24 protein-coding genes and 1 riboswitch are annotated in these 24305 nt (G+C 67.4%); of the genes, 14 read left to right on the forward strand and 10 right to left on the reverse strand.

The window, feature by feature from the left end:
* Positions 1-18: 18 nt before the first annotated feature.
* Positions 19-450, reverse strand: a complete 432-nt coding sequence (locus IEW02_RS20225; RefSeq protein ID WP_188546707.1) for an Rv0880 family HTH-type transcriptional regulator — start codon at positions 448-450, stop codon at positions 19-21.
* 130 nt (positions 451-580) lie between these two features.
* Here IEW02_RS20225 and IEW02_RS20230 point away from each other — a divergent pair, with 130 nt between their 5' ends.
* Complete coding sequence (locus tag IEW02_RS20230) at positions 581-838, forward strand: DUF2530 domain-containing protein (RefSeq protein WP_188546708.1); 258 nt, start codon at positions 581-583, stop codon at positions 836-838.
* A 142-nt stretch (positions 839-980) separates the two neighbouring features.
* A complete protein-coding gene (locus IEW02_RS25375; protein WP_268236759.1) occupies positions 981-1115 on the forward strand; it encodes a hypothetical protein in 135 nt (44 codons plus the stop codon).
* On the opposite strand, the gene IEW02_RS20235 is transcribed toward IEW02_RS25375, so the two are convergent.
* From IEW02_RS20235 to IEW02_RS20245, 3 genes are all read right to left on the reverse strand, one after another.
* Positions 1109-1675 carry a phosphatase PAP2 family protein gene (locus IEW02_RS20235; RefSeq protein WP_188546709.1) on the reverse strand — a complete coding sequence of 189 codons (567 nt, stop codon included), beginning with the start codon at positions 1673-1675 and terminating at the stop codon, positions 1109-1111. The two genes, IEW02_RS25375 and IEW02_RS20235, sit on opposite strands and share 7 nt — an antisense overlap.
* Positions 1672-4359, reverse strand: coding sequence for a sacsin N-terminal ATP-binding-like domain-containing protein (locus IEW02_RS20240; protein WP_188546710.1), 2688 nt, complete (start codon positions 4357-4359; stop codon positions 1672-1674). The genes IEW02_RS20235 and IEW02_RS20240 overlap by 4 nt, the downstream gene beginning before the upstream one ends.
* A gap of 76 nt (positions 4360-4435) precedes the next feature.
* Entirely contained in the window at positions 4436-5287 is an 852-nt protein-coding gene (locus IEW02_RS20245; protein WP_229746191.1) for a DUF3027 domain-containing protein, read from the reverse strand.
* Positions 5288-5347: 60 nt separating this feature from the next.
* On the opposite strand from IEW02_RS20245, the gene IEW02_RS20250 reads away from it, so the two are divergent.
* The 3 genes from IEW02_RS20250 to IEW02_RS20260 all read left to right on the forward strand — a co-directional run bounded on the left by IEW02_RS20250 (position 5348) and on the right by IEW02_RS20260 (position 8335).
* Positions 5348-6148 carry a glutaminyl-peptide cyclotransferase gene (locus IEW02_RS20250; protein WP_188546712.1) on the forward strand — a complete coding sequence of 267 codons (801 nt, stop codon included), beginning with the start codon at positions 5348-5350 and terminating at the stop codon, positions 6146-6148.
* 97 nt (positions 6149-6245) lie between these two features.
* Positions 6246-7841: an MFS transporter gene (locus tag IEW02_RS20255; RefSeq protein WP_371829986.1), complete on the forward strand. Its 1596-nt coding sequence runs from the start codon at positions 6246-6248 to the stop codon at positions 7839-7841.
* Entirely contained in the window at positions 7838-8335 is a 498-nt protein-coding gene (locus tag IEW02_RS20260; protein WP_188546714.1) for a DUF2771 family protein, read from the forward strand. Before IEW02_RS20255 ends, IEW02_RS20260 begins: the two co-directional genes overlap by 4 nt.
* Before the next feature lie 18 nt (positions 8336-8353).
* Here the strand turns inward: IEW02_RS20260 and IEW02_RS20265 are convergent, their stop codons facing one another.
* Positions 8354-8770, reverse strand: coding sequence for a cold-shock protein (locus tag IEW02_RS20265; RefSeq protein WP_188546715.1), 417 nt, complete (start codon positions 8768-8770; stop codon positions 8354-8356).
* Between the two features lie 184 nt (positions 8771-8954).
* Between IEW02_RS20265 and IEW02_RS20270 the strand changes: the two genes are divergently transcribed.
* The 4 genes from IEW02_RS20270 to IEW02_RS20285 all read left to right on the forward strand — a co-directional run bounded on the left by IEW02_RS20270 (position 8955) and on the right by IEW02_RS20285 (position 11976).
* Positions 8955-9170 carry a hypothetical protein gene (locus IEW02_RS20270; RefSeq protein ID WP_188546716.1) on the forward strand — a complete coding sequence of 72 codons (216 nt, stop codon included), beginning with the start codon at positions 8955-8957 and terminating at the stop codon, positions 9168-9170.
* 10 nt (positions 9171-9180) lie between these two features.
* Entirely contained in the window at positions 9181-9576 is a 396-nt protein-coding gene (locus tag IEW02_RS20275; protein WP_188546717.1) for a YccF domain-containing protein, read from the forward strand.
* A gap of 109 nt (positions 9577-9685) precedes the next feature.
* Complete coding sequence (locus IEW02_RS20280; RefSeq protein WP_188546718.1) at positions 9686-11101, forward strand: glycosyltransferase 87 family protein; 1416 nt, start codon at positions 9686-9688, stop codon at positions 11099-11101.
* A gap of 72 nt (positions 11102-11173) precedes the next feature.
* Positions 11174-11358, forward strand: a riboswitch (cyclic di-AMP (ydaO/yuaA leader).
* A gap of 9 nt (positions 11359-11367) precedes the next feature.
* Positions 11368-11976, forward strand: a complete 609-nt coding sequence (locus tag IEW02_RS20285; protein ID WP_188546719.1) for a transglycosylase family protein — start codon at positions 11368-11370, stop codon at positions 11974-11976.
* A 117-nt stretch (positions 11977-12093) separates the two neighbouring features.
* Here IEW02_RS20285 and IEW02_RS20290 read toward each other — a convergent pair whose 3' ends face one another.
* Positions 12094-12285 (reverse strand): hypothetical protein, encoded by a 192-nt coding sequence (locus IEW02_RS20290; protein WP_188546720.1) that lies wholly within the window; start codon positions 12283-12285, stop codon positions 12094-12096.
* A 60-nt stretch (positions 12286-12345) separates the two neighbouring features.
* Between IEW02_RS20290 and IEW02_RS20295 the strand changes: the two genes are divergently transcribed.
* The 3 genes from IEW02_RS20295 (at position 12346) to IEW02_RS20305 (ending at position 17169) form a co-directional block, all read left to right on the forward strand.
* Positions 12346-14649 (forward strand): helicase-associated domain-containing protein, encoded by a 2304-nt coding sequence (locus tag IEW02_RS20295; protein ID WP_188546721.1) that lies wholly within the window; start codon positions 12346-12348, stop codon positions 14647-14649.
* 172 nt (positions 14650-14821) lie between these two features.
* Entirely contained in the window at positions 14822-16477 is a 1656-nt protein-coding gene (locus IEW02_RS20300) for a DNA repair helicase XPB (protein WP_188546722.1), read from the forward strand.
* A gap of 2 nt (positions 16478-16479) precedes the next feature.
* Positions 16480-17169: a DUF3239 domain-containing protein gene (locus IEW02_RS20305; protein WP_188546723.1), complete on the forward strand. Its 690-nt coding sequence runs from the start codon at positions 16480-16482 to the stop codon at positions 17167-17169.
* A gap of 7 nt (positions 17170-17176) precedes the next feature.
* On the opposite strand, the gene IEW02_RS20310 is transcribed toward IEW02_RS20305, so the two are convergent.
* Entirely contained in the window at positions 17177-18163 is a 987-nt protein-coding gene (locus IEW02_RS20310) for an LLM class F420-dependent oxidoreductase (RefSeq protein WP_188546724.1), read from the reverse strand.
* Between the two features lie 96 nt (positions 18164-18259).
* On the opposite strand from IEW02_RS20310, the gene IEW02_RS20315 reads away from it, so the two are divergent.
* Positions 18260-19462 (forward strand): pyridoxal phosphate-dependent aminotransferase, encoded by a 1203-nt coding sequence (locus IEW02_RS20315; protein ID WP_188546725.1) that lies wholly within the window; start codon positions 18260-18262, stop codon positions 19460-19462.
* A gap of 10 nt (positions 19463-19472) precedes the next feature.
* A complete protein-coding gene (locus IEW02_RS20320) occupies positions 19473-20513 on the forward strand; it encodes an AraC family transcriptional regulator (protein ID WP_188547035.1) in 1041 nt (346 codons plus the stop codon).
* 12 nt (positions 20514-20525) lie between these two features.
* Here the strand turns inward: IEW02_RS20320 and IEW02_RS20325 are convergent, their stop codons facing one another.
* Genes IEW02_RS20325 through IEW02_RS20335 form a run of 3 tightly spaced genes read right to left on the reverse strand, consistent with a single transcriptional unit; the run spans position 20526 to position 24300 of the window.
* Positions 20526-20951: a VOC family protein gene (locus IEW02_RS20325; protein WP_188546726.1), complete on the reverse strand. Its 426-nt coding sequence runs from the start codon at positions 20949-20951 to the stop codon at positions 20526-20528.
* A 6-nt stretch (positions 20952-20957) separates the two neighbouring features.
* Positions 20958-22565 carry a GMC family oxidoreductase gene (locus tag IEW02_RS20330; RefSeq protein WP_188546727.1) on the reverse strand — a complete coding sequence of 536 codons (1608 nt, stop codon included), beginning with the start codon at positions 22563-22565 and terminating at the stop codon, positions 20958-20960.
* A 4-nt stretch (positions 22566-22569) separates the two neighbouring features.
* The gene (locus IEW02_RS20335; RefSeq protein WP_188546728.1) at positions 22570-24300 is read right to left on the reverse strand and encodes an aldehyde dehydrogenase family protein; all 1731 of its coding nucleotides are present in this window, start codon (positions 24298-24300) and stop codon (positions 22570-22572) included.
* Between the last annotated feature and the right edge of the window lie 5 nt (positions 24301-24305).

Genomic DNA, 24305 nt, shown 5'->3' on the forward strand with positions numbered 1-24305 from the left:
TCACGATCTGCGCGTCAACTACTCGCTCTTGCTGACGATCGCGGTCATGATGTCGACGGCCTCGCGCAGGACGGCCAGCTTCTCGGGGTCCAGCACACGCAGCTGCTCGGTCAGCCAGACCTCGCGCGCGTGGGTCTCGTCGTCGATGATCGCCTGGCCCGACTCGGACAGCGACACGATGATCTGTCGGCCGTCCGTCGGATGCGGAACGCGCTTGACCAGTCCGAGATCCCCGAGCGACGCGACCACACGGGTCATGGACGGCGGTTGCACTCGCTCGCGAGCAGCCAGCGAGCCCGGCGTCATGGAGCCTTCACGCGCCAGGGTGGCCAATGCGGACAGCTGCGTCAGGCTCACCTGACTCTCGGAGCGACGACCACGGAGGTGTCTGCCGAGACGCACAGTTGCCAATGCGAGATCGCCGGCAAGGGTGCGCAGTTCCTGAGTCACAGGCAGAGGATACGTCACAGTTCGGTTAACGGCGCTGGGTCGGGGTTCACAGTTTGTTTTCCTTACGCGCAGCCGTCGTTCGTGTGGCCGAACACACCTGACCGGCCGTGATGCGGGTAGCGTTCCGCAAATGTCGGATCCTGATCCCGGGCAACAGCTCCCGTCGATTCCTGCCCGATGGAGTGAGCCGTCCACGGTCATCGCGGGCGGAATCGCGGTGTGGGTGATCGCCACGATCGTCGTACTGGTCGGCGGAGACCGTTGGTCCTCTGCGCTGCCGACGTGCTGGACGGGCATTGCCGTCGGATGTCTCGGGTTCGCGTTGTTCGCCGCGCAGCGCCGGTCGGCTCGACGCGGAGACAAGGGTGCTCAACGCGGTCTCGTCTGACTCTCCAGATCCGACTCTCGACTGTGTGATCTGGGCCTCTGACGTGCGCGAACTCACCCCTGCGCAGGTTGAGTAACACAACCGTAACGTGGACAATCAGTTATGTCAGTTACCAACCAACAAGTGCTTTGAGGTACCAGAAGTGAAGTTCGTCGAAAGTTTCATCGCCCGCCGCCGCAACAGCCGTTCGCTGCGCGAGCTCTATGCACGTGCCAACGCGGTCAGCAGCCCCGCGATGCGTGACGAGTTGCTCGTCATCGCTCAGCGCGATCACTGAGCCGTTACCACTCGATCCTGTAGCCGCTGAACGATCCACCGCCGCACGGCGGTCATCACCAGCACGGAACACGCGACGCCGAGGGCCCAGCCGGCGAAGACGTCCGTGAACCAGTGCGCCGCCAGGTAGATCCGCGACACGCCGATCGCCACGGTGACCAGTCCGAGGAGAACTCCGGACAGGAGAACCGTGGCCCGGCGTGCCCCACTGGTGGCAATCAGCACGAACACCGCAGTCACGAACGCAGCCGAGACCATCGCATGTCCGGACGGAAAAGAATATGTCGCAATGTCGACGATCCGCTCGGGCTGTGGTGGTCTCTGTCGTCGCACCACGAACTTGATCGCGTTCATGATCAGCCACGACGCGAACACCGCGATCACGACCGCCGCGGCGTCGCCCCGTCGTCGTAGCCGCCACAGTGCCGCGGCCACGACCACCGTGAGAACCGCCATCACCGCGGTGTTGCCCGCCGTCGTGATCACCGTGAACACGTCAGTGAGCGCCGGGGACCGATGATCGACGACCCAGTTCAGAACGCCTCGATCCACCTGCGTCATCGCCACTCCCACCTTCTGCTCACGTGCACTCGACCGGCCTCCTCGACCCAGAACGGCACGCCTCGCTGACGACCGTCGTCGAGGCCGACCGTCAATTCCTCGTGCACACAGACGATGTCGGACGGCAACCGCAGTCCGGACAGGACGCTCGCCACGGTCAGCGCGGGGTCCGACGCCGCCGGGGTGTCCACACCGACACTCGTGACCGTCGCCGCGACGGCGCTCGACGCGGTCCGGCAGTCCAGGACGTCCGCCAACGCTTCCGCGGACTCCAACGCCCCGAGCACCATCACCGCGGGGTCGACCACCGACGCGAGCCACGCTCGGTCGAGAACCAGCGCGTCGTCCGGCGAGCACACCACGCCGGACACCGACCGCACCGCGGCCGGCGGTTCGATGTCCCCCACGTCCAACCGACCCGACTCCACCGCCGCAGCGAGGGCGGCATGGGTCGCGACCGCCACCGCCGGTGACACCCGACGACGGTCGTCCGCCAGCCGGTCGAGCAGGGTCCGCGCGAGGTCGACGCCGTCGACGGTCTCCGGTGCGAGCAACGACGCCGTCCGATCGGCGTCGGGGTGCTCCAGCGGATCCAGCAGCCCCTCGAACACGACGTGCGCGGGGAGCCTGAGGGTCCCCAACCGCTGCCGGTCGATCCGCGCGTGCCGACGCAACCACCATGCCGTGTAGCCGAACCGGTCCGCCGCTGCCTCCGCCGTCTCCGGATCGTCCAGCAGAACCGTCAGTGCGGCCGGCCACGCATCCTCGTCGACGAGATCGAGATCGCGAACGGCCAGAAGGGAATCGGGCTCGTCCGGCAACGAGTCCCACCACGCCTCCTCGTCGTCGAGATCGTGATCCGGGCCGGTCGGAGCGTCCTCACGCACGACTGCGAACGTCCACCCCACCCCCACCGAACGCAACGCCGCTGCGCCGTAACGCTCCACGAGAGACGACGCGATCAGCCCGAAGGGCGAATCGGCCACGAGGACGGTAGCGAGCGGTGAATTCGGCAGCAGCAGTTCGTCTGCCGCACGAACCTCGCCGTCCGCATCCTCGAGGGGAAGCCGACCGAGCGTCGACGCAAGCGCCGTGCTACCCCCCAATCGCGTTGCGAGCGTGAGAACCTCGTCGACGAGTTCGTCGGTGACGTAGTCGTCGTCCTCCAGCAGCGCACCGAGCGCCGGGTCCGCCAACACGTCGGCAGCGCGCGCATCCTGCGCGCCGAGCAGACTCAGAAGCGGGTGCACGGCTGCGGGGTGGATCACCCTCGCCCAGGACACGCGTCCGATCGGCTCGTCCCCCACGTCGCGCAGCACGATCGCCGTGCGCGGTCCGGTGACGGTGCGGCCGTCGGTCAGCGGAACCGGAAGTGCCGCAACCTCTTCCGCATGCACGCCATCACGGACCAGGGGTGCGAGCGCCTCGTACAGCGAACGCCACCACTCGGGATCACGGGCGACACCGGAAAGCATCTCGACCACCCGCGACAGTCCCAGAACATGCACACCCACGCTCGCGAGAAGTGACGTGTCGGACGGGTCCGCAAGATCGCCGATCACCAAACCCGGCACCACGTCGGACAGGATCTCGGACAACTCCGTGCTCGCGCCCGGCAGGACGGCCGCATCGGACGGACGAACGTCGTCCCCAACGACGGTCGGAACCCACGGACTCGACATCAGATCGCGCCCGACGAGTTCGCGGATCTCGGCGTCCACAGGACCCGTCGCGAGACCCAGCCGGGGGACCATCGACAGCCGCAGGGGCGGAGGGAACGTACGCACGACACCCGCGTACCCGGCCGCCACATCTCGCAGTGACGACCCCGGCAGGATCCGTCGGCGATCGGGTTGGAGGGGTACGTCCGTGACGAGAACGGCAGGGAGCGAAAGGGTTTCGTCGGATCGCGTCGGGGCGCGCAGCACGTCCTCGCGAACCGGGCGGGGGTATCCGTCGACGACGGGCATCAGCCACCGTGAGTGGTCGGTGCGCCCCTGCCACCACACGAGATCACCGATGCGCACGTCCTCGAGTCCCGGCCGGCCGCCGGCCGCCCCGACCGCTGATCGGTTCGAGGTCGTGACCCTGCTGAAGACGTTGCCGCTCAACGTGATCGACTCGACACCCTCCACCTCCAGAAGGAGGTCGATCACCTCGGACTCGAAGTCGGCGAGCAACCGCGTCAAGTCGACGTCGCCCCGCGCGGTCACCACGACCTCGGAATCCCATCCCTCGGTGGGCGGCTCGGCTCCCGGCCACGGCAATCGAAGAACGGGGATGCCGGCCTCGGGCTCCGTGAGTCCGGCTACCGTCAGCGCCTGCCGTGTCCGGTCCGCTCCGAACACGACGGACCCTGTGCGGCTGCGAAATTCGATCTCGTCGCCGAGGGCTCGGGTCGCGGTGAAACCCACCCCGTAGCGACCGATGGCACCGTCGGACTTGTCGGAAGCACGCAGCGCAGCGAGTGCGGTCAGGCCGGAACGAGTCAGCGGCGCACCGACATTCGCAACGTGCAGGTGTCGTCCGTCGACCCACACCCTCACCCGGCCGGGCACTCCGGCACGGCCCGCGGCGTCGGCGGCGTTCTGCACCATCTCGGTCAGCACTCGATCGCGGTATCCCCCGCGTACGAGATCGGCTTCGGTGGCCGCATCCTCGCGCAGGCGGGTCGGAGACGACACCCACGACGCGAGGACCGACGCTCTGAGCGCGGCGGTCCCGAAGGGGTCCGCTACGAGGTCGACGGCGTCTGCGGAGCTAAAGGGTCGACTCCGTCTCCGGGTCGGACTCTTCCTCGGTTAAGGACTCCGCCTCTGTCCCGGGCTCCGCCTCGACGTCCACGACCGCGGGTCGTGCCACCGTCTCCACGGCGCCGTCGTCGTACGCGTCGAAGGCGGGAGATCCGGCGCCGGTGGGGCCGACGGTGTCCGAGTGTGCGCCGCACCCGTATTCGGCGTGCACCACGTGACCGTCGGCGGACATCTCGTTGCCGCACACCCCGAACGCGGCCTTGAGCGAACCGGCGATCGGCAGGTAGAACCCGCACTTGCCGCAGGTGGACGGGGCGGTCTTCGCCATCGGCGAATCAGGCCCGTAGTCGCTCTCGGCCCAGCGCTCGGCCGTGTCGAGGCGGCCCTCTCGACTCATGACCGACGTGCGGCCGAAGCCCAGTTCGAGGGCGACGTCGTCGATCTCGGGGTCACCGGTGGCGACGTACCCCGGAACGAGTCGCGGATCGCCGACCGGCGGCGGCAACAGGTCACCGGGCGACAGGTCACCCGGCTGAATGCGCTGGTCCCAGGGAATCCAGGTGGGCGCGACGAGCGAATCGGGCCCCGGCAGCAGCACGACCTCGCTGACCGTCACCGCATCGGCGCCCGGTGGGGCGGCGACGACGACCGCCCACTGCCATCCGCCGTAACCGGGAAGGTCGGCAGCGAAGCGATGGACCGCGGCACTCACACCGGCAGGCTCGACCCCCAGGTGGGTACCGGCCGCACCCTCACCGAGATCGACGACGGCCTGACGGGCCGACTCGACGGCGTCAGCCAGCACAGAGTCGACGGCGGTCGGGTCGGACACGGTCTGATTCGGGGAGACAACACTCACGCACAACAGTTTGCCGTACGGCGCGGAAAGGTTCGAGGCCGGTCGGGGCATGATTGCGTCATGTTCGGCCGTCGCGTTTCGATGACCCTCGTGGTTCTGGCGTGTGTGTCGGCGTGCTCGTCCGCCGAATCGACGCCGCCGGCGGACGTCCCCGGCTTCGACGTCCGTATCGAACGGACGTTTCCGCACGATCCGACAGCGTTCACGCAGGGTTTCGAGATCGACGACGGGCGGCTCATCGAGGGCACCGGACGTTCCGGGCAGTCGCGCATCACCGCGACGGACCTGGCGTCGGGGGAGGTCGTTGCGCGCGCCGACCTACCCGTTCCCCTGTTCGGTGAGGGGATCACGCGCACACGAGACGGCGCGACCGTGTGGCAGCTGACGTGGCAGAACGGCATCGCCATCGCCCGTGACCCCGACACGTTGGCGGAAAAAGCGCGCGTGCAGTACGCGGGCGAAGGCTGGGGCATCTGCGCGTTGGCGGACGGTCGACTGGTCACCAGCGACGGCTCCTCCACCCTGACGTTGCGCGACCCCAGCTCCTTCGACGTGACGGGGACCGTGGCGGTGACGCGGTCCGGAGAGCCGCGCGACCGCCTCAACGAACTCGAATGCACGCCCGACGGCGTGCTGGCCAACGTCTGGCAGACAAACGACATCGTGCGCATCGACACCACGTCGGGCCTGGTCACCGCCGACATCGACGCGTCCCCCCTGCGATCCGCGCTCGGATCCGACGCCGACGGGGTGGACGTGCTGAACGGCATCGCGGCGGTCCCCGGAACCGATCGCTTCCTGATGACGGGCAAGCTGTGGCCCACCACCTTCGAGGTATCTCTCGTTCCGCGAAATTCCTGACCGAGTCGCCGGGCGTGGCGAATGCCATACGGGTGTCACGACCGCGGCCGACTAGGGAAGAATCGCGAACGTGAACGACAACGGTGACACCCGCGACATCCGCGGTGACGACGGGCGCCGTGAGCACACCGAGCACCCCGGTTTCGCGAACTACTCGCCGTCCGAAGCGCTGCCCCCGCGGCGTTCGCCGCTGCCACCCCTGCATCCCGTCACCCCCGCGGACGACGAGGACACCAGTCGCCGGACTCGCGTCGGTCCGAAGGCCCCCACGCCGCCGCGCAAGCTGACGGTCACCCGCGTCGCCGCGATGCGTGGTCGGCAGCTGACCAACAAGGGTGTCGAGTCCTTCCGTCGCGCGGCCACCGCCGACGGAGCCGACAAGTCGGGACTGACCGCCCTGACCTACGCGACGATGGCCAACTTCGCCTCCGACGCCGCAATGGCCGTCGCGCTCGCGAACACGCTCTTCTTCTCTGCGGCCACCGGGGAGGACAAGACCAAGGTCGCTCTTTACCTGGTCATCACGATCGCGCCGTTCGCACTGATCGCCCCACTGATCGGGCCGCTGCTGGACCGGCTGCAGAACGGCCGGCGGCTGGCACTCGCCACCTCGTTCGGCTTGCGAGCCGTGTTGGCGGTGGTGTTGGTCTTCAACTACGACACCTGGGGCCTCTACCCCGCGGCGCTCGGAATGATGGTGCTGAGCAAGTCGTTCGCCGTACTCAAGTCAGCCGTGACCCCACGGGTCCTACCACCCGACATCGACCTCGTCCGCGTGAATTCGCGACTCACCGTGTTCGGCCTGATCGGGGGCACCATCGTCGCCGGCGGTCTCGCCGGTGCCATCGCCTTCCTGTCGAACTCGGCGGGAGCATTGTGGTTCACCTGCGCCATCGCCGTCCTCGGGGCGTACCTCAGCATGCGCATTCCGGCGTGGGTCGAGGTCACCGAAGGTGAGGTGCCGGCCACGATCAGCTACCACGCCGACGCCGTGACGGAAGTGATCTCACCCGACACGAAGCCCAGCAAACGACGCCAACCGCTCGGTCGCGCGGTGCTGACCGGGTTGTGGGGCAACGGGACCATCCGCGTGCTCACCGGATTCCTCACGCTCTACATCGCCTTCGTCGCGAAGTCCCGCACCGAGCACGAGCCGCTGCAACAGGCGCTGATGCTGGGCTTGGTGGGCGTCGCGGCCGGGATCGGCAACTTCGCCGGCAATGCGGCAGGTGCCCGGATGAAGCTCGGCCGGCCGTCGATGATGGTGCTCCGCTGCACGATTGCCGTCACGGTCATCGCGATCATCGCCGCGATCGCCGACAACCTGTTGCTCGCCGCGGCGGCCGCGTTGGTGGCGTCAGGGGCGAGCGCGCTGGCCAAGGTCTCGCTCGACGCGTCGCTCCAACACGACCTCCCACCGGAATCGATCGCGTCGGGATTCGGTCGCAGCGAAACGGTCCTGCAGCTGAGCTGGGTCATCGGCGGCACGATGGGTGTGCTGCTTCCCACCGAGTACTGGCTCGGTTTCACCGTCGTGTCGGTGGTGCTTACCATCGGCCTGGTGCAAACGATCTTGACCTACCGCGGGCTGTCCATGTTCCCCGGTTTCGGCGGAAACCGTCCGGTGCAGGCGAAACAGGAGATTGCCGACGCCACCAAGCGCGCCCGGACCACCGAGAAAGCTGCGCAGTGACCCGGACGATAGCCCTCGTGTCCGCGCTGTTGGCGGTGATCGCCGTCGCGTTCGCCGCGGTGATGTTCGTCGTGATTCGCAACGCTCCCGACGTCCCACCCACCGTCTCCGCGTTCGCCGACGGCCGTGCGGTCGAGGTGGCGCCGTTCCGGTACTGCCCGGTCAGCGCACCCCTGTGCGACTACGACGGTGAAACAGCGACCGTGCCGGTGCGCCCCGGTCATCCCCTGCAGCTGTCGCTTCCGACCGCGATCTCGGAGGCACCGTGGGGACTGGCCACGGTGTATCAGGGGGATGACGGTGACGTCGTCGAAAACGACGCCTTCTTCCTGCCGGATCAGCGCAACAGCATGACCGTTCCCGCCGTGGATCCCGACGGGCGAGCCCTGATCGGTGTGGAGGTGCGACTGCCCTCAGGTGTCATCGACACCGACACCAATCAGGAAGAAATCGTCAGTCACGCGATCTGGTCGATCGCGACGGCCGCCGGCTGACGTATAAAACCGACCGGGTCAGCTGTCCAGCTCGCGAGCGACGGCCCGCACGACCTCGGAGATCTTCTGCGACGTCTTGCGATCGGGGTACTTGCCCTTGCGCAGCTCGGGCTGGATGGTTGCCTCGAGCAGGGTGATCATGTCTTCGACCATGCCGTGCAACTCGTCGGGCGTGTGCTTGCGCGCCGACGGCTCCTTACGGACCGCCGCGGTGTTCTGGCGCACCGACGGCGTGGGTTCGAGCACCTTCAGGCTCAGTGCCTGCGGACCGCGACGCCCGGCGGCCATGCCGAACTCTACGCGCTGGCCGGCCTTGAGCCCCTCGACACCCTCCGGCAGCGCGGACGAGCGCACGTAGACGTCGTCACCCTCGTCCTGCGACAGGAATCCGAAGCCCTTGTCGACGTCGTACCACTTCACCTTGCCGGTCGGCACCGTAAATCACCCGTTCAATCTGCTCGAATCGCACCTGGACCAAAAGAAATTCGCGCCGCCTGCTCGTCGGTCACCGGAAGGAATGGTGCACGGCCGAGCGGGGCGCGAAGTTCGTCCCATCCTACGCGCGCTCGGCCGGGCTCGGCACCGGGGTTTTCGGCGTCGGGGTTTACGGTGGGTAGCTGTGACCGACACCCGGAAGAAGACACCCGTGCTGCTGGCCCTCGCATCGGTCTGCTTCGTGATCGGGGTGGTGGCCATCATCGCGATGTTCGCCGTTCTCGTCTCCGGCGGCGCTCCGGGTCTGTGGCTCTACCTGACAGCCATGATCTTTCTTCCGCTCGGGTTCGTGCTGATGATCGCGTTCACGCTTCGATCCGGTCGGCGCGCACGCCGGTAGATTCGGACGAATGCGACTGCTTCTGAACATCATCTGGCTCGTCTTCGGCGGGTTGTGGCTCGCCCTGGGTTACTTTCTGGCCGGAATCATCTGCTGCATCCTGATCGTCACCATCCCGTTCGGCATCGCGGCGTTCCGTATCGGTGCCTACGCGCTGTGGCCCTTCGGATCCACCGTGGTGTCCAAGCCGACCGCAGGTGTCGGGTCCGCGATCGGCAACATCGTCTGGTTCGTCGTCGCCGGAATCTGGCTGGCGATCGGCCACATCGTCACGGCCATAGCGATGGCGATCACGATCATCGGAATCCCGCTCGCGATCGCGAACCTCAAGCTGATTCCGGTCTCGCTCATGCCCCTGGGCAAGGAGATCGTCGACGTCGACGCAGCGAGTCCCCGCTACCTGTGACCTACCCGTTCATGGCTTCTCACAGCCTGCACGGGGGATCTGCGGCGCGCCGATGGTAAACGTACCAACCGTGCTCTAAAGTCTCGAGCGTGTCGAAGGACCTGCGCTCGTGACTTCCGGTGCGCCGGAACGATCATTCGGTGCCCACCGCATCCTGGTCGCCGTCTCCGTTGTCGCCGCCGTCGTCGCACTGATCGCCCACGATCGCCTCATCCCGCTCGACACCCCCCTGTTCGGCTTGTTCCAGAACGCAGTCGACGCCGGTGTCTATCGGGCCGGTGGACTTACCGTCCTGCACGGCACCCCGCTCTACGACGGGAATCTCACCGACGACCTCCCGTTCACCTACCCGCCCTTCGCAGCGCTGATCTTCGCTCCCCTCGGATTGATCTCGATGATCACCACGAAGCTGCTGTTCTGGATCGGCAATCTCGTACTTCTCTACGTCGCGGTCCGTCTGTGTTGGCGTCATCTGGGCTACGCGAACGACGTGTGGCTCACGGCCGTCAGCGCGTCTCTGGCGGTCGTGTTCACCTGGCTCGAACCCGTGCGAATGACCATCTGGTTCGGTCAGATCAACCTCCTGCTGATGGTCGCCGTGCTCTGGGACCTCACGCGCCCCGAGGGGAGCCGGTTGCGCGGGGTCGCCACGGGCCTGGCTGCGGGAACCAAGCTCACCCCGGGACTGTTCGTCGTCTACCTCGCCGCCACCCGGCAGTGGCGGGCGGCGGCCACGGCGGCCGTGGCCACCCTCACCACCGTGGTGGCCGGCTTCGTCGTCATCCCCGCAGACGCCACGCGGTACTGGTTCACCGCCGTGTCGGAGTCCACGCGGATCGGCGCGCCGTCCTCCGGAGCAAATCAATCCATCCGCGGCGCCCTACCGCGCTGGCTCGAGACCGTCAACCCTCCGTTCGCGCTGTGGGCCGCGTGCGTCCTGGTGGTCGGTGCGACCGGGATCGCCGTCGCCGTGATCGCGCATCGCCGTGGTCACGTTCTGCTCGGCCTGACGATCACCGGACTGACGGCGCCCATGGTGTCGCCGTTCTCGTGGGGTCATCACTGGGTGTGGTTCGTTCCACTGATCGTGCTGACGATGGACATGGCTGTTCGTAGGTCACGCGTGCTGTGGGCGCTGCCTCTCGCGCTGATGGCGCCGCTCGGCTGCTGGTACTTCACCTACCCCGACGGCGTGCGCGCCATCGGGACCTTCATGCTTCCGCCGCCGTCGTTCGCGGTCGGAGTCGTCATCCAGAGCGCGTATCCCCTGACTTACCTCGTGGTGGTCGTCGGGGCCGCAATCGCGCTGCGTCGGTCCGAGCCGCGGGAACCGTCCGTCTCGACACCTGCTCGTGATGTGACTTCGGTCACATCACGAGTAGGTAACGGAACGACGTCCACCCCGGTAACGACACCCCCCGATCGTCCTAGCTGGGAGAAATCGCGACCAGCGAGTCAGAGGCCAAACTCCCACCGCGACACCCATAGTTATCGAATAGTGACATCGGGGCGGGAAGCCACGTAAGTTCTCCCTCGGCCGGAAAGTTCGGCCGCCGCCCCCACCCGCCGCGCCAAACCTCGTCCCGCGGGCCAGGGGCTTCCGACTAAGCAGAATCAGGGACGAGGGCGGGGGACCCACCACGTCTCCCTAGTGCAACCGGGCCGCACATCGTTGCGATCCTTGGGGTGAAGCAGAACCGTTCCAGCCAGGAGCGCGAACGCCGGGCTACCTCTCAGCCCGAACCCGACAGCTGACCTCGCAGGCGCGTGTGGAGAGGATTTCTACCCCTTATGAGCGGACGTCATCGCAAACCCAGCACCACCGGCAAGACCGTCGCGAAGGTCGCCGTTACCGGCGCCATCATGACCACCGCGGGTCTCGCCTTCTCCGGAACGGCCAACGCCGCCCCCGACTCCGACTGGGACAAGCTCGCGCAGTGCGAGGCCGGCGGCAACTGGGGCATCAACACCGGTAACGGATTCCAGGGCGGACTGCAGTTCTCCCCGAGCACGTGGACCTCGCACGGCGGTGGCGAATACGCCGCAACCGCCAACCAGGCATCCCGCGAAGAGCAGATCACCGTTGCCGAGCGCGTCCTGGGCAGCCAGGGATGGGGCGCATGGCCGTCCTGCTCCTCGAAGCTCGGACTGAGCAGCTCGCCGACCGAGCGCGAGACCCCGTCGACCCCCGCGGTCCCGGCGCTGCCGGACCTCGCGTCGATCGGTCAGGGCGCGCAGGACTCGAACGCAGCAGCGATTCAGGGCATCACCGACGCGGTCAAGGCCGTGACCGCCGATCCCAACATCGTGAACTTCATCCAGTCCGCGACGCAGAACCTGCAGCTCGATCCGCAGCTGGTCGGCTTCTACGAAGCCAACAAGAACCTGCTCCCCCGCTAGAACCGAGCACGAACGAAGCCCCCATCCCATTCGGGTGGGGGCTTCGTCGCGTTCGTCACCGACTCGCGAGGGGCACATCCGATAACACGTGTGCGGGTGCCCCCGAGTCGGACGAGGTCAGCGGTTGATGACCGTCTCGGGGTGCGCGTACGGGAGCGAATCCGCCGGCAGCGGGAACTCGGTGTCCTCGCCGAACGGCGACAGTCCGCCGGCGCGCGACGACGCCAGTTCGGTCACCGGATGGTCCTCGTCGTCGGTGCCCTTCGGCCAGCCCGGATCGACATATCGCTGTTTCGGTTTGTTAGCCACAGCTCATTTTGACATCCGCGCCGGGGCGTCGGCCACCCCAGGTATCTACTCTGATGTTCGATGACCGACACCGAGAGCCCGCAGCCGGGCTCGGCACCACACGAGGGCGTTGTCACGCTGACCGACTGGATGTCCTCGCGCACCGACGAACAGCTCACCGAGATGCTGCGTCTGCGCCCCGACCTCACGGTTCCGCCCCCGGCGACGCTCGACGTCCTCGCGGGCCGCTCCCAGCAGCGCGCGTCGGTGCTGCGTGCCGCCGAAGACCTCGACACCCTCGCCCTCACGGTTGTCGAGTATCTCGCTCTCGAACGCGCCGACGACAACCCGGTGTCACGGACCCGACTCGACACCCTCGTCGGCAAACGCGCCACCAAGAAATCCGTCACGGCCGCACTCGACGTGCTGCGCAGCCGCGCACTGGTTCGAGGCACCACCGATCTGACCATGGTGCCGTCGGCCCGCGACGCCGTGCCGTGGCGAGTGGGACGCATCCTCGACGCGAAGCCCGAGCTGACAGCGGAGCGGGTGGACGCTGCGCTTGCGTCCATCGAACCTCGTGAGCGGGAGTTGCTGACCACCCTCGCGAAATCGTCGTCCATCGGCCGCACCAAGGACGCAGCGCCGGGCACGCCCCCCGACCGTCCCGTACAGCGCCTGCTTGCGGCCGGTCTGCTCACCTGGCTCGACGAGAACACGGTCGAGCTCCCGCAGCAGGTCTCGCAAGCGCTGCGCGGCGAACCGGTCTCGGATCCGTCGTCTCTCACTCCACCGGCCGTCACCGCGGTGTCGCACCCGATCTCCGACATCGATGCGACGGCCGCCGGTGAAGCTCTCGAACTCCTCCGCCAGTGCGCCAGCGTTCTCGACGCTCTGGGTTCCGCACCGGCGCCGACACTCAAAGCCGGCGGCCTCGGCGTGCGAGAGTTGCGGCGGGTCGCGAAGTCCGCCGAGGTCGACGAGACCCGCGTCGCACTGGTTGTCGAACTGCTCGCCGCTGCGGGACTCATCGCGTCGGGCATGCCCGATCCGCCCCCGCCCGGTGACAACGGTGACGACATGTGGGCGCCCACTCCCGCCCTGGACGCGTGGACCGCCGCATCGCCCGCCAAGCGGTGGGCCGCGCTGGCCACCGGGTGGCTCGAGACCGCTCGCCTGCCGTGGCTGATCGGAATGCGCGACGCCAACGACAAGCCGGTTGCAGCCCTGTCCGACGAAGCCCGGTCCACGGCCGCACCACGCGATCGTCGAGTCGTCCTCGGCGTCCTCGCGGACCTGCGCGCGGGCGAATCGGTCGACGTCGCCGACCTGGTGAGAACGGCCACCTGGCGGCGTCCCCGGATCGCCCCTCGACTCGGCCTGACCCCCGTCACCAAATTCGTCGCCGAGGCCACCACGCTCGGCATCGTCGCGCACGGCGCCCTCACGTCCGCGGGGCGAGCGCTGATCCGTGGCGCCGATGCCGCGGCCGCCATGCACACCGCGATGCCCGAACCCATCGACTACGTGCTGGTCCAGGCAGACCTCACGGTGGTGGCGCCCGGCCCGTTGACACCCGAGCTTCATCAGACGATGGCCTTGATCGCCGACGTCGAATCGGCCGGGGCGGCGACGATGTACCGGCTCGGCGAGACCAGTCTGCGTCGAGCGCTGGACGCCGGCATGTCCGCCGCCGAGTTGCACGCGCTGTTCGCGGGAACCTCGCGCACGCCCATTCCGCAGGCACTGACGTATCTGATCGACGACGTGGCCCGTCGGCACGGGCGTCTCCGAGCGGGTGTGGCATCGGCGTTCGTGCGATGCGAGGACCCGGCACTGCTTGCCGAGGTCCTCGCCTCTCCTGCTGCGGAACCCTTGGCGCTGCGCGCGCTGGCGCCGACGGTGGCCATCTCGCAGGCACCCTTGGCCGACGTCCTCGCGCACCTGCGTGCCGCCGGCTTCGCGCCGGCGGGTGAGGACTCGTCGGGCACCATCGTCGACGTGACGACCCGCGGTGCACGGGTCGTCGGGCGCCGCTCCCGACCGCTGTACCGCACCCCAGCGGTTCCCACCGACGAACAGCTCGGCCGACTCGTCGGCGAGATGAGAGCCGGCACCAAGGCCAGCGAGGTGCGTCGATCCGAAGGGGTCCGTTCCGACGGCACACGGGCATCCGGTGCCGCGACCATAGCGCTGCTGCAGCGTGCGGCGGCGTCCCGATCGTCGGTGAGCATCGGGTACGTCGACGCGGCCGGTGTGTCGTCCGAACGCGTGGTCGAGCCGGTTGCCGTCGGCGGCGGCCAGCTCGATGCGTGGGACCCCGCGGGCGGCTTGGTCCGACACTTCACCCTGCACCGAATCACGTCGGTCTCGCTGCTCGGCTGACCGCCGTCGGTGTGCGGACGTCGCTTCCGGGGTACTCCGCCGGGAATAGGCGAGCGGCGGGGACGGTTGTGCGGTAGCTCGCCCGCAACGCGCACTGTCGGTGTCGTGGCGGACAATGAACGAACTGCGCTCACCACGGATCGACCACCGGTGGGCCACAAGAGAGGTGAACGTGACCGACGGACCGTTGATCGTCCAGTCCGACAAGACCCTGCTGCTCGAGGTCGACCACGAGCAGGCGGGCGAGGCCCGTGCGGCCATCGCCCCGTTCGCCGAACTCGAACGCGCTCCCGAGCACGTGCACACGTACCGCGTCACGCCGTTGGCGCTGTGGAACGCGCGCGCGGCCGGCCACGACGCGGAGCAGGTCGTCGACGCGCTGGTGCGCTTCTCTCGGTACGCCGTGCCGCAACCCCTCCTCGTCGACGTGGTCGACACGATGGCCCGCTACGGTCGGCTCCAGCTGGTGAAGAGTCCGGTGCACGGGCTCTCACTGGTGAGCCTGGACCGCGCCGTGCTCACGGAAATCATGCGGCACAAGAAGATTGCGCCGATGCTCGGCGCGATGGTCGACGAGGACACCGTCCTGGTCCACCCCAGCGAGCGTGGGCGTCTGAAGCAGATGTTGCTCAAGGTGGGCTGGCCCGCCGAGGATCTCGCCGGGTACGTCGACGGCGAGAAGCACCCCATCGAGCTCGACTTCTCGGGCGGGCACTGGGAACTGCGCGACTACCAGCAGATGGCAACCGACTCGTTCTGGGCCGGCGGATCGGGTGTCGTCGTGCTTCCGTGCGGTGCGGGCAAGACGATGGTCGGTGCGGCCGCCATGGCGAAGGCCGGCGCCACCACCCTGATCCTCGTCACCAACACCGTCGCGGGTCGGCAGTGGAAGCGCGAGCTGATCGCCCGTACGTCCCTGACCGAGGAGGAGATCGGCGAGTACTCCGGCGAGCGCAAGGAGATTCGCCCCGTCACCATCGCCACCTACCAGGTGATCACTCGGCGGACCAAGGGTGAGTACAAGCACCTCGAACTCTTCGATTCGCGCGACTGGGGTCTGGTGATCTACGACGAGGTGCACCTGCTGCCCGCACCCGTGTTCCGCATGACCGCCGATCTGCAGTCTCGGCGCCGTCTCGGACTGACGGCGACGTTGGTGCGTGAGGACGGCCGCGAGGGTGACGTGTTCTCGCTCATCGGGCCCAAGCGGTACGACGCGCCGTGGAAGGACATCGAAGCGCAGGGGTGGATCGCTCCCGCCGACTGCATCGAGGTTCGAGTCACGCTCACCGACGCCGAACGCATGGCCTATGCCGTCGCGGAGCCGGAGGAGCGCTACAAGCTGTGTTCGACGGCGCGCACCAAGATCCCGGTGGTGAAATCCATCCTGGCCAAGCACACCGACGCACCGACCCTGGTGATCGGTGCCTACCTCGACCAGCTCGACGAACTCGGCGAAGCCCTGAACGCGCCCGTCATTCAGGGCTCGACCAAGAACAAGGAACGCGAGCTGCTGTTCGACGCGTTCCGCAAGGGCGAGATTCAGGTGTTGGTGGTCAGCAAGGTGGCCAACTTCTCGATCGACCTACCGGAAGCGTCAGTGGCCGTGCAGGTGTCGGGAACGTTCGGGTCTCGTCAGGAAGAGGCTCAGCGTCTGGGCCGGCTGCTGCGGCCGAAGGCGGACGGCGGCCAGGCGCACTTCTACTCGGTGGTCTCGCGCGACACCCTGGACGCCGAGTACGCAGCCCACCGCCAGCGGTTCCTGGCCGAGCAGGGCTACGCGTACCGCATCACCGACGCCGACGATCTACTGGGACCGGCGATCTGACGGTGTCCGACTCAGCCCGTTTCGATTTCGCGGTCGACCGCGCTCATGCGAAGGCCGTGGACGAAACGGTGGCGAGGGCACGACGGCGGTGGCATCTCTCTGCTGCCGCGGCAGTCGTCCTCGCGGCCGTGGGCGTCGTTCTCTTCCGGCTCGATCACCCGTGGTCGTACATCCTGTGTGTCGTCGTGGTTCTGGCCACGATCGTGGCGCTGTGGGTCGCCGTCACGGCGGCGCTGCGCTCCCGCGACGTCGACGATCTGTACCAACGCGGAGTGCTGGTTCCCGCGGTGGTCGCCGGAACGTGGCGGCACGGAGTGGTTCTGCTGTCGTTGATCGACGTGTCCAAGCCGGACGTGGACATCGCCCACATGGCGTTGGTGACCCGCGCGGTGCGCAGACTCCCCGGTCATCAGCAGAGCGTCGGGGAAAAGGTGCCGAGCGTCGCGGTACTTCACGAGCGTCTCAATCGCACCGATCCGAACACCTGGAGCGGGGTGGTTCTGCTACCGCTGGCGTGGGCGACCACCGACCCGTCCGTCATCGCCGGGGCCGACCAGCACATCGACGAACTCGCGTGGGACCTGTTGCACGAGAATCTGACTCTGGTCGACACGATTCACGCCGCCGAGAACCACCGGTTACTGATCGACCCGCACGACCTACCCGCCGAGCTGTTGCACAAGCGGCACTAGCAACGGCCTAGCCCAGGGCCGGAATCACTTCACGCTCGAACATCTCGATACCGGTGCGGTCGTAGGCCGCCTCCGGGAAATAGAAGATCCCGTAGGCGAGGCCCTCCTTCTGCAGCGCCGTGAGGTTCTCCACGATCTGCTCCGGTGTGCCGACACCCGGCAGGTTCCGGAACGCCGACAGTGCGCCGGCCGCCTTCTCGGCCCCGACGTAATCGGTCATGCGGGCCTCCAGGGCCCGAAGTCGTTCTTCCACTTCGGCTTCCGTGGAACCGATGGCCACGTTGTAGTTGGCGGAGCGGACGATGGCGTCGAAATCGGTACCGACTGCGGAGCAATGGCCACGCAGGATCGACGACTTGTGCGTGAATCCCTCGAGCGTGCCGTCGAAGTTCGTGTACTGCGCGTACTTGGCGGCGATCTTCAACGTCACCTTCTCACCGCCGCCGGCGATCCACAGCGGGATTCCGCCGTGCTGCAACGGAAGCGGACGCACCAGCGCGCCGTCGACCTGGTAGTACCTGCCGTCCAGGGTGGCCGTACCGGTGGTCCAGGCCTGCATCATGATCTGCACACCCTCGTCCAGGCGACCCAATCTCTCACCGGCGGTAGGGAATCCGTACCCGTATGCGCGCCACTCGTGCTCGTACCAGCCGCCGCCGATGCCCATCTCGACACGGCCGCCGGATATCAGATCGACGGTCGCGGCGACCTTGGCGAGATACGCCGGGTTGCGGTAGCCCATCGACGTACACATCTGCCCCAGTCGAACGCGCGACGTCGACGCAGCGAAAGCCGACATCAACGACCACGCCTCGTGCGTCGCTTCGTCGGTCGGTTCCGGAACCGTGTGGAAGTGGTCGTAGACCCACAGTGATTCCCACGGCCCCGCATCGGCGTGCTGCGCGACGCCGTTCATCACCGCCCACTGATCCTCGGGCGCGATGCCCACCAGATCGAGGCGCCATCCTTGAGGAACGAACAAGCCGAATCGCATGGTCCGATCGTAACCGCGGACGCGACCGGCCTCCGGCCTTCCCGGGGATCAGCGACCGGCCTCCGGCCTTCCCGGTGGTCATCTAGTCTTTGAAGTATGTCGACGCCAGCACTCCGCACGGTGAAGCGTCTACGGCCGTTCGCTCACACCATCTTCGCCGAGATGACGGCCCTCGCGACCACCCACGACGCCGTCAACCTGGGCCAGGGCTTTCCGGACACCGACGGGCCTGCGGGGATGCTGGAGGCTGCTCGTAAGGCCATCGCCTCCGGGCTGAATCAGTACCCGCCCGGGCCCGGTATGCCGGTGTTGCGGCAGGCCGTCGCCCGCGACCGCGCCGCCCGGTTCGGAACCGAGTACGACCCCGGCAGCGAGATTCTCGTGACCGTCGGCGCCACCGAGGCCGTCAGCGCAGCGATGCTGGGCCTGGTGGAACCGGGTTCGGAAGTGGTCCTGATCGAGCCGTACTACGACTCGTACGCCGCCGCGGTCGCACTGGCCGGCGGTATCCGCAAGTCCGTTCCTCTCGTCGCGGACGGGGACGGATTCGCGCTCGACCTCGACGCGCTGCGCGCCGCCGTCACACCGGCCACTCGGATGATCGTGGTCAATTCGCCGCACAACCCCACCGGAACCGTGTTCACCGATGCCGAGCTCGAGGCCGTCGCCGACGTGGCCCGCGAACGTGACCTGCTCGTGTTGACCGACGAGGTGTACGAGCACCTGGTGTTCGACGGCGGTCACCACACCCCCATCGCCACGCTCCCCGGGATGTTCGAGCGCACCGTGACCGTGTCGAGCGCAGCAAAGACGTTCAACGCGACGGGGTGGAAGACCGGCTGGGCGTGCGGTCCGGCTCCCCTGATCGACGCCGTACGCACAGCAAAACAGTTCATGAGCTTCGTCGGCGCCGCACCGTTCCAGCCCGCCGTCGCCTACGCACTCGACAACGAGCAGCAGTGGGTCCTCGATCTTCGGGACTCGTTGCAGCGCAAGCGCGACACCCTTGCCGCCGCGCTCCGTCACGCCGGCTTCGGGGTCAAGAAAAGCCAGGGAACCTACTTCGTGTGCGCCGACATCGCACCCTTGGGTTTCGACGACGCCGACTCGTTCTGCCGTGCACTTCCCGAACGCATCGGTGTGGTCGGGGTGCCGGTGGATGCGTTCGTCGACCACCCCGAGCACTGGAAGACGCTGGTGCGCTTCGCGTTCTGCAAACAGGACGACGTGCTGGCCGAGGCCGCAACGCGGCTCACCGCGCTACGGTCCACAGCGCTACGGTCCACAGCAAGCGGATAAGAAATTTGTCGTGACGACCGAGACGAGCCGAACCGGCACCATTCCCGTCGACTTCGTCCGGGCGGCGGTGGTGTTGGCCACCGAGACGGGAGTCGATCTGTCGTCGTGTCTTCGAGCGGCGGACATCGACGAGCGGACGTTGGCGCGCGACGACATGCGGTTGACCACCGAGCAAGTCACTGCGTTCACCCGCGCGACATGGCAGCTCACCGGCGACGAACTCGTCGGGCTCGGATCGGAACCGGTGCGGCGCGGCACCTTTCGGGTCATCTGCCTGACTCTGATCCACTGCCCCGACCTCGGCACCGCGTTGACGCGGATGAACGACGTCATCCGCGTCTTCCCCGGAGTTCCGCAGTCGATGTTGCTACGCGGCGAGCACACCACTCGACTGGAGATCGAGCCGACCACGACGCTGCTGGCGACGCGGGTCTCCCCGGCGTCGGCCGAGATCGCGAGTCGGTTGCAGACCGACTTCCTGCTCATCCTCTGGCACCGGTTCTCGGCCTGGTTGGTGGGACGGCGCGTGAAACTGACCGCTGTCGAAATGCCGTACGCCATGCCGGGCACCGCAGCGGCGCGCACCTACGACGACATCTTCGGGGCTCGGGTGTCGTTCGGATCGGACGTCGCCGCGCTCGAGTTCGAGACGTCCATCCTGCGGTCTCCGATCGTCCAGAACGAGGACTCGCTCGACGACTACCTCCGCGAATCGCCGAATCTTCTTTTCTCCGAACGTGATTACGGATCCAGTGCGGCGAGCCTGGTACGCCGAGTTCTGGAGACCGGGGCGCGGGGGCGCACCGCTACCGCCACCGACATCGCGGACGTGCTCTCGGTCAGCGCCCCGCACCTGCGCCGACTGTTGCGCCAGGAGGGTACGTCGCTGGGCGAGTTGCGTGAAGAAGTGTTGCGCGACATGGCCGTTGCCGGTCTGGGGCGCGGTGAGTCCGTCGACGAGCTGTCCGCTCGGCTCGGCTTCTCCGAGCCCAGCGCGTTCCGGCGCGCGTTCAAGCGGTGGACCGGGGCGACGCCCGGGGCGTATCGGTAAAAGCTCGCCCGGCTACGTCACGCAGAACTCGTTGCCCTCCGGGTCGGTGAGGGTGATCCACTGGAACGGGCCGCCCTGCCCGTCGTGCATGTACGTGGCGCCGCGTGCGATCAAAGCATCCGCGACGGCGCGACGGTCGTCGCCCACCCGCACGTCGAGATGCATCCGGTTCTTCACCGTCTTCGTCTCCGGAACGAGTTGGAACAACACACGTGGGCGACCGGGCGAGGTCGGGTCGACGATCGCCGAGCCGAATTTCCACACAAGTGCACCCTCGAACACCCGAGTATCGGACTCCTGCGCGGCACCTTTGCTCACCAGGTCGGCGATGAAATCGGAGTCGGTCGGCTCGACCGTCCAACCGAGCGTCTCCGCCCACCATGCTGCAAGCACGTGCGGATCCTGCGCGTCCACCGTCACCTGGAATGCGTACGCCACTGCTTGTCACCTTCCGTGTAAGATCAGATCCGACGCTTTCTCACCGATCACGATCGACGGCGCGTGCGTGTGCCCACGAATGATCGACGGCATCACCGACGCGTCGGCCACCCGAAGTCCTTGGACTCCACGCACTTTGAGTTCCGGGTCGACGACGCTGGCGTCGTCTGTTCCCATCCTGCACGTTCCCACCGGGTGGTAGAGCGTGTGCGAGGCGCGTTCGAGGGCGGCGACGAGCACCTCGTCCATGGGCGCATCGAGAGGCAGGTCCGGACGGATTCGGTCTCCCAATCGTTCCTTCAGCGCCGGCGCCGTGGCGATCGACTCGCAGATACGCAGACCCTCCAGCATCGACGCGCGGTCGACGCCGTCGCTGTCGCTGAGATAGCGCGGGTCGATGATCGGCTTCGCGGTCGGGTCCGCCGACCGCAGCGTGATGGTTCCGCGACTTTCCGGCTTGAGCAATACGGTGCCAACGACGGCCGCGTGCGCTGTCGCCGGGACCAGCCCCTCGTCGAAGAACGGCGCCGGTCCGAAGATCAGCTCGAGGTCGGGCAGGTCGAGATCGGCACGGCTGCGGGCGAATCCGTACGCCTCGGCAACGTTGGAGGTGAGCATGCCGCGCCGCCGGACGAGGTAGTTCACCAGTTCGGGAAGCTTCTCCGCCGAGAAGAGCGAGTCGTCGTCCACGCTGTACCCGAGCAGGGAAGCCAGGTGGTCGATCAGGTTCGCACCGACGCCGGGCGCGTCGACGAGCACCTCGATGCCATGGGCCTTCAACTGGTCGGCGCCCCCGATACCCGAGAGCATCAGCAACTGCGGGGTGTTGATCGCACCGCCGGCCAGCACGATCTCCTTACGGGCACGGACCGTGCGAGTCTCACCGTCTTTGACGTATTCCACTGCGACGGCGCGTGTTCCGTCGAAGATCACCCTGGTGGCGAGCGCTTCGGTGATGACGTCGAGGTTGGTTCGCGCCATCGCCGGTTTCAGATAGCCGTCCGCCGTGCTCCACCGCGAGCCACGCTTCTGGTTGACCATCGTGCGCGACACACCACGAGGCTCGTCGGTGTTGGCCGGTTCCGTTCGGTAGCCGACGTGGTCGGCCGCGTCGAGGAACGCCGAAGTGATGTTGCGCGGGCTGCGCTGATTCGACACCACCATCGGACCGTCGTTGCCCTGAATCGGGGTACTGCCCTGACCGGAACCCGTTGCGTCCTGGATCGTTTCGATCTTCTCGAAGTATCGGGCCACCTCCGCGAAGGACCATCCGGACCCGGCGTGCTCGGCCCACTCGTCGTAGTCCGCCGCGAAACCGCGGACCCACATCATGGCGTTGATCGACGACGATCCGCCCAGCATCTTCCCGCGCGGCCAGTAGATCTGCCGGTCGGCCAGTCCCGGCTGCGGCTCCGTCAGGTAGTCCCAATCGACCTCGCTCCGAAAGAGTTTGGAGAAACCGGCCGGGATCTTGACGAACTTGTTCTTGTCCTCCGGACCTGCCTCGAGAACCACCACGTCGTTCCCCGACGGTGCGCTGAGCCGGTTGGCCAGCACGGCGCCGGCGGATCCGGATCCCACCACGACGTAGTCCGCGATCGTCGGTGTGCTCACGCGGTCAGCCTCGCAACGCAGACGCGAACAACGCGGGCAGTTTGGTCCAGGACGGAGCCCCGGCGAACACCGTCATCAGTCGACCCGTCGTGGCGGCCGTCTTGTTGGTGACGAACCACGGCGGCTTCGGCGTGAGTGCCATCTCGCGGTTCAGAATCGACCGCGGCGCGGGCCGGAACGGGCCGCGCGCCACCGTGCGTTCCGGTCGCTCGATCAGGTATGCGTTGTGCACTACGCCGATTCCGCTCTGCACGTCGTCCAGAGTGTGTCCGGGGAACGCTCCCCACGGAGCTCCGGCGGTCAGGAAGCCGAGTGCGGTCCAGGCGTTGACAGCGACGGTTCCGTACTTCAGCGACTCGATCAGCGTCTCGAGTTCCGACCCCAGTTCGGCGAGCGTGTCGGGATGCGCCACGATATTGACTCCGAGGGTGCCGATGAAGTCCTCGTTGGCGGTCGCCACCGCGCGACGGGCGAATTCCCGTCCGTTGTAGGGCAATTCGACGACGCCGAGAACGGGCGAGAAATATTCGGTCTGCAGAAGCGGGGCGTAGGAGCCGGGATCGAGATCGGTCACCAACACACGACCGCCGTTCGGGCCGTGGCGCTCTGCATTCGGGAACGACGACGTGGCCGACGCCACGCGAGCGTCGGAACCGGGGTAGTACGGCACTCGGGCCGGGGCGTCGTCCAGGGCGGTGCGGAGGGCCGCGAGGAACTCGTCCTTCTGCGGCCAGTCGGCGGACACGACGACGACCTGCGAGGCAACGCAGTTGTATCCGCCGTTGTGCAACCGCTGCGTCGCGACGTGCTCGGCCTGGAAGGCGATGTCGGCCTTGGTCCATTTTCCGGGCAGCACGATGGTCGGCGACACCCCGCCGAGCTCACTGGAAATGGGCTTGTCGAGCAAGGCTTCGCCGCTTGCCTTGCGCTTCGCGCCGTCGTCTCCGGTGCCGAAGACGATCGCGTCGTGGGTGAGCGAACTGCCGGTCATGTGTACGTGTGCGACCTGCGAGTGGTGCACCAGGTAGGTGCCGACGTCGGCCCCGCCGGTCAGGATGCGCACGGCACCGATCTCGACGAGAGGCGCGAGCACCTTCCGCAGCACCGGGAGCATGGGATCCATGATCGGGTTGAGCTTGAGTGCAACCACCCGGTTGAAGGCGAACAACTCGTAGAGCGCATCGAGGGGTGCGATCGACGTGATGTTGCCTGCGCCCAGAACGACTCCGATACCGCCGGTCGCGGTCGGGTCCTTCTGACCGAGCCCCGCGGTGGCGCGCGCCTCGGTCTCGGTGACACCCGGCTCCAGCCAGACCTCGGCCGTGTACCCGCTCAGAAGCAGCGAATCCCAGGTGGTCATGGGCAGCACCTTGACCGTGCTGCGGCCGCCGGGCGCAGTGCCGAACTTGGCATCGGCGAGCGGGCTCTGCCCGGACTCGAGCTTGGCAATGCTCTGCGCGAGAAGAGTTGCTGCGGTGATCATCGAGTAGGGCCCCGACAGCCATTCCTCTCCGACGAGCGGCGACGACGGATCGAGCTTCTTGACACCCGTCGCCGCGTCGACCCATTCGGTGGCGTGCTGGGAGGAGAGCGCGCGAATGCGGTCGAGCAGAGCGCGGCGCCGTGCGAGCGGCAGAGCCGCCCAGGTCTTCTCCCCCTCGGCGAGGTCGTCGAGTGCGGCGTCGACTTCCGGGAACCGCTGGGGTGTCTCGGTGTCGGGGGTTTGTGTCGTCATGCGTC

Source organism: Rhodococcoides trifolii, from assembly GCF_014635345.1.
GTDB classification, from domain to species: domain Bacteria; phylum Actinomycetota; class Actinomycetes; order Mycobacteriales; family Mycobacteriaceae; genus Rhodococcoides; species Rhodococcoides trifolii.